The sequence below is a fragment of the Clostridium tepidiprofundi DSM 19306 genome, assembly GCF_001594005.1.
Taxonomy (GTDB): Bacteria; Bacillota; Clostridia; order Clostridiales; family Clostridiaceae; genus Clostridium_AC; species Clostridium_AC tepidiprofundi.
Genome location: NZ_LTBA01000108.1, coordinates 1 through 2,021 on the forward strand (window position 1 = coordinate 1; position 2,021 = coordinate 2,021).

The 2,021-nt window shown below is 28.6% G+C and carries 1 protein-coding gene; it reads left to right on the plus strand.

Translation table 11 applies throughout. The features are described from left to right. Nucleotides 1–250 precede the first annotated feature (250 nt). Nucleotides 251–1,504 carry an IS110 family RNA-guided transposase gene (locus CLTEP_RS13850; RefSeq protein WP_066827654.1) on the plus strand — a complete coding sequence of 418 codons (1,254 nt, stop codon included), beginning with the start codon at nucleotides 251–253 and terminating at the stop codon, nucleotides 1,502–1,504. The last annotated feature ends 517 nt before the right edge of the window (nucleotides 1,505–2,021 follow it).

The window sequence follows — 2,021 nt, forward strand, 5'->3', positions numbered from 1 at the left end:
TTAATTTTAGAATACAACTCAGTATCTAAAGTTGTATTAATACTTTTACGTGTCATTTGAATCACCTCACACTAACTATAACATATAGTTGACAAAGTTTCAATGTGATGTTATGATAACTACATCAACTATATGAGTATTCCTGTAATAAAGAGTTTTAGACTTTGAGATAAATAAAAAAACCTGATATAAATATATTGTGTCAACTAGCAAAAGACAACAAACAATTTATATCAGGAGGTAAACTTAAATGAAAAATATAATAATGGTTCCAAACACATTGATTTTAGGAATAGATATTGCAAAAAAAAACCACTATGGTCAATTTATAGTGAATGGTGAATATATAAAAAAACCATTCTTAATAAAGAATAACAAAGAATCTTTTGATTGTCTATTAGAAATAATAGAGGAACTAAAGGAAAAGTATGAAACAGTCCATACTCTTGTAGGTATGGAACCGACAAGTCATTATTGGAAGAACATAGCCTACTATTTAAAAAATAAAGGTATAGATATATGCTTAGTTAATCCTTATCATGTTAATAAAATGAAAGAATTAGAAGATAATAGTCCTACGAAAAATGATAAGAAAGATGCAAAAATAATATCAAAACTAATCTATCAAGGACAATATCTTACGTGTATGTTTGAAGAGGAAATATATATTAATTTAAGATTGTGTAGTAACAATAGACTGGAATTAAAGAAACAATTGATTGCTGAAAAAGTAAGGCTAATAGCGCTATTAGATGAATATTTTCCAGAGTTCACAAAATTATTTTCAAATATATTAGGTAAATCTTCATTAGCAATTTTAAAATCCTGTCCTTTTCCTAATAATATTTTAGATATTGGAATTGAAAAGCTCACACAAATTTTAAAAGATGCTACTAAAAATCGTGTGGGTTTAAAGAAGGCTATATTGGTATATGCGGCAGCTGAAAACTCCATAGGGATACCCGTAGGGTTAGAAGGTGCAAAATACAGATTAGAGTTGATTTTGAAAAAATTAGAGTGGCTACAAAAAGAAATAGATGATGTTGAAACTTTAATGAAAGAATACTTAGATAAAACAGGTTATGCTGATTTTTTATTAAGCATACAAGGTGTCGGAATAGTTACAGCAGCAAATTTTTTAGCTGAAGTAGGAAATGTATCTAAGTATGATGATTATAAACAAATTCAAAAGGTAGCGGGTTTAAATCTAAAAGAGACTAGTTCTGGTATGAAAAAAGGAAAAACTAAAATTAGTAAAAGAGGTAGAGCTAATTTAAGAAATATTTTATATCAAGCATCTATGGTTATGGTTGCGAAAAATCAAGCATTTAAGGAAATTTATCAACATCTCACAAAAAGACAAGACAATAAACTTACAGGAAAACAAGCAATAGTAGCTTTAAGTGTTAGACTTATAAAAGTTATGTATACCTTATGTAAGAAAAAGATTATGTACTCACATGATAAAGTTCATGGATTAAATAGTTATCAACAAGCAGCCTAATAAGCTATCTAAAGTTATATAACGATTAAATGTTCTTTTAAAAAGAGTAAGGTTAAGCACGTTCATACCCCCATAAGGGCTTAAGTGACCCAGTATACGAGGATTAACGCTAACACCTGCTCTAAGATGCAGAACGAAGGAATGATAGAGGCACATAAAATAGTGTACTCAGGGAGACATGGTAGGGTCAGCATTAGAGCTTTTAAGGTGAATACCTTCAAATTATTGATGATTATAAAAATCTAATGGGGTTGCCTACTATTGTCCAGTAAAATAACGCTAGATATTCAATATAACAGCAAATATTTATTGAGCTTATTATATGATATAAATTGAAATTCTATGAAAACAAGAGAATTTCAAAGAAAATATTAAATTATTGAGGTAGGGGGTGAAAAAATGAAGTTATCGTTTAAGTTCAAACCAAGTTTTACAGCAGAACAATTAAAGATTGTGGAAGAATTATCTTATCATACAACTAAACTCTACAATGTGGCTAACTATGATTTAAGAGAAA